Origin of the sequence: Brasilonema octagenarum UFV-OR1 (genome assembly GCF_963888615.1) — a bacterium.
GTDB lineage: Bacteria > Cyanobacteriota > Cyanobacteriia > Cyanobacteriales > Nostocaceae > Brasilonema > Brasilonema sennae.
This window is the reverse complement of record NZ_CAWPKW010000358.1, coordinates 1-3282: the sequence shown is the minus strand read 5'-3', so window position 1 is coordinate 3282 and position 3282 is coordinate 1. Positions and strand designations below refer to the sequence as shown.

The window sequence follows — 3282 nt, the reverse complement described above, 5'->3', positions numbered from 1 at the left end:
ACATACTAAAGATTGTTCATCAGCACAAAGTTATTCACCGCGATATCAAGCCAGGGAATATTATTCGTCGCAGCAGTGATGGCAAATTGGTGTTGATAGATTTTGGTGCTTCCAAGCAACTGACACAAACAGTCATGTCTGGACAAGGAACAACCATTGGCACTTTTGGTTATGCACCATTGGAACAAATGCAGGGTGGCGAAGCTTACCCAGCAAGTGATTTATTCAGTTTGGGTGCAACTTGCTTTCATCTGCTCAGTGGTATTCAGCCTAGGGAACTGTTTAATAAACAAGGTTATGGGTGGGTGTCCTCTTGGCGACAGCATTTGCAGCAAAGCGTGAGTCAGCAATTCGGGCGTATCCTAGATAAGTTGCTGGAAGAAGACTACCAGCAGCGTTATCAGTCAGCAGGGGAAGTTTTACAAGATTTGAATCCACCGCCACCACCGCCTGCTGTACCTCCGACAGTACAGCCGCCTCAACCGTCACCACCTCCGCCTTCCGTACCTCTGACAGTACAGTCACCTCAACCGTTACCAGCACTGCCTGCAACTTCAGCCAAGCAGAAAGGCAAGTTCAAAAGCTCATTGCTGTTGGGTGGTGCCATCCTGTTGCTGGGGTTGGTAGGAACTGAAATCTATGGGTATTTTCGATATGAAGTATTTCCGGTTAATCCGATATTTCTCATTACCAGCCCACCAAGTAGTTTCTTTCTGAAATCTACCCTGACTGGGCATACCGACTGGGTTTGGTCCGTCGCCATCAGCCCGGATGGCAAGACTTTGGTGAGTGCGAGTATTGACAAGACTATCAAGATTTGGAATCTGCAAACCGGAGAGTTGAAATCTACCCTGACTGGGCATACCGACTCGGTTAATTCCGTCGCCATCAGCCCGGATGGCAAGACTTTGGTGAGTGGGAGTTGGGACAACACTATCAAGATTTGGAATCTGCAAACGGGTGAATTGAAATCTACCCTGACTGGGCATACCTACTGGGTTGTTTCCGTCGCCATCAGCCCGGATGGCAAGACTTTGGTGAGTGGGAGTTTCGACAGCACTATCAAGATTTGGAATCTGCAAACACCAGAGTTGCAATCTACTCTGACTGGGCATACCTACTCGGTTTATTCCGTCGCCATCAGCCCGGATGGCAAGACTTTGGTGAGTGGGAGTACCGACTCGACTATCAAGATTTGGAATCTGCAAACACCAGAGTTGCAATCTACCCTCACCGGGCATACCAACGTGGTTACTTCCGTCGCCATCAGCCCGGATGGCAAGACTTTGGTGAGTGGGAGTGCCGACAAGACTATCAAAATTTGGCGAATGCCGTAGGGATTTGAGGATTTTAGATTTGAGGTTGCTGCACTTCGTTGCCTAATTAAAAAAATATAATTATTACGTATCGGCTCAATAATTCGGGGTAGACAGTGATTCAAACTACCACGACCAACCCAAGGGATGAACAGAAGATTTCTCACGAATAATTTGAGCCAAGGATGGAATGAATTCAATTTGAGAAATGCGATAAGCCGGAGGCTTGACGCTGCGCGTATCGCGCACATACTCAAAAAAACTGATTCCTAACTTACGAGTAGTGGCAACCAGAGACATAAAAGTATCCCAAGCTTTGGTACCCTCAGTAGTCTGAGTTGCATAACTAATATTGCGTCGCTGTACCATTGTCCTTGCGGCTAACTCCGCAGGATTATTGTGCAATGGCAATTCCGGATGCTCTAAAACTAGAAGCAACTCCGATATTTTTGCAGCAGTTAATCGTTTTCGTTCATCCAACTGCTGATAACCACTATCGGTGTTGAAAAGTTCCCAAAATTCATACCGTAGTTTTTCTGCTGTTTGCTCACTAGGAGAATCTCTGTAAGCTAGTAAGTCTGCGTAGTAATCCCAGAAATCATCCAAAAAGTCATCAAGAGCTTTTTGATGACAAGTGACCACCGGACTTAACTTCTTGTAGTGTCGTCCTTCGTGTACCCAGCACAAAGCCAAATCATCAGTCAGTAACTTGAACTGAGGAGCATCATCACATACGAGAGTATGCACAACTGGCCAGTCGGTTTGCTGATGATAAAAAGCGATCGCTGCTGCTTCTAAAACACGGGTACGTTGTTGAGAGCCTAATTTGGGTACATATGTATTAAGTAGGGCATTAAACTCTGTTGAATTCAATACAGTTTCTTGGGGCAAGAGTTTTAGAGAATTCTTCCATTTAGTTGGTAGTTGGAAGATCTCCAGCAGTGAGAAGGTGAGTGGGTTAAGAATAAACTCAAGTTCTCGTCCGTTTTGCAATCCTTGAAGTACGCTCAATCGGTCTTTGTTGGGAGTTGTAAAGTAGACCGTATACAAAGGATTGCACACTACATTGGTAGTGTAGTTGACTCCACCAACGCGGGCACCTGTTTGGTCAAAATGTTGCCAGGGACTGCTAGCTAGTCCTGATTCGTAGATTTCAGTTTTCTCGCTTTCAAAATCAGAGTGGTTTTTGATCAACAGGTTAGATAAATGACCTGCTGAAATGAAAATGCCAATGTCGTCTAAAAACTCTAACAGTTTGCCTTGGGTGATGTTACCCCCATAGTACAAACTAATCACTAAAGCTTTTATTCCTGAACCGAATTCTCCTTCGTAACCACCGGGTAGTTCTGCCAAATAAGTTTTTCCCTGTGATGGCGAGTAGTATTTCTGTTTGCGGAATAATACGTTGTCGGTTGCGAACGTGATATCTTGAACGATTACTTCTTCGTAACCCTTGAATTGTGCATCTGCTGGTAGTTTTTCTTGGGGATATTCTAATATTTCTTCTCGGTCTATTTTTATCTGAGCGTTTTTACTGCCTTTAATGTGCTTTTTTGGAATTTGTCGCTCTTTTTCAGATGAATGGTTGCCTTTTAAGCCTTTGTTGTTCTTAGCTTTTATATCTGGCTTTCCCTGTTCTCCCTTCAGACGGTTGTTTTCAGAGCGCAAGTGTTGATTTTCTTGCTGTAACTCTTTAACTTCTGATTGTAATTGTTCTATTACGTTCAGCAAGATCTCTACGGTACGACGCATTGATTCGTCTGCAATCCCTTTCGGCTCAATGGTTTGCAGTAACTCCTCTCTCGACTTGTTAAACGATTGTTTTTGCGTCATGTGTCATATTTTATGACGCTGCGTGTACCTCGCTCACCTTTTTATTTTTCTGTGCTACCCCGATTTATTGAGCCGATACGAATTTTTTATAGCAAGAACAATGCTTACCTACGCCCAAAAGCTAGTATACAAT

Annotated in this window: 2 protein-coding genes; one reads left to right on the top strand and one right to left on the bottom strand. The window is 44.2% G+C overall.

Annotation, left to right across the window (positions count from 1 at the left end; translation table 11 throughout):
- Nucleotides 1-1337 (top strand): WD40 repeat domain-containing serine/threonine-protein kinase (locus tag AC5590_RS32205; protein WP_169267312.1); only part of this gene is annotated, 1337 nt, incomplete at its 5' end.
- A gap of 105 nt (nucleotides 1338-1442) precedes the next feature.
- Here the strand turns inward: AC5590_RS32205 and AC5590_RS32200 are convergent.
- Entirely contained in the window at nucleotides 1443-3149 is a 1707-nt protein-coding gene (locus tag AC5590_RS32200; RefSeq protein WP_246162721.1) for an IS66 family transposase, read from the bottom strand.
- Nucleotides 3150-3282: the final 133 nt, after the last annotated feature.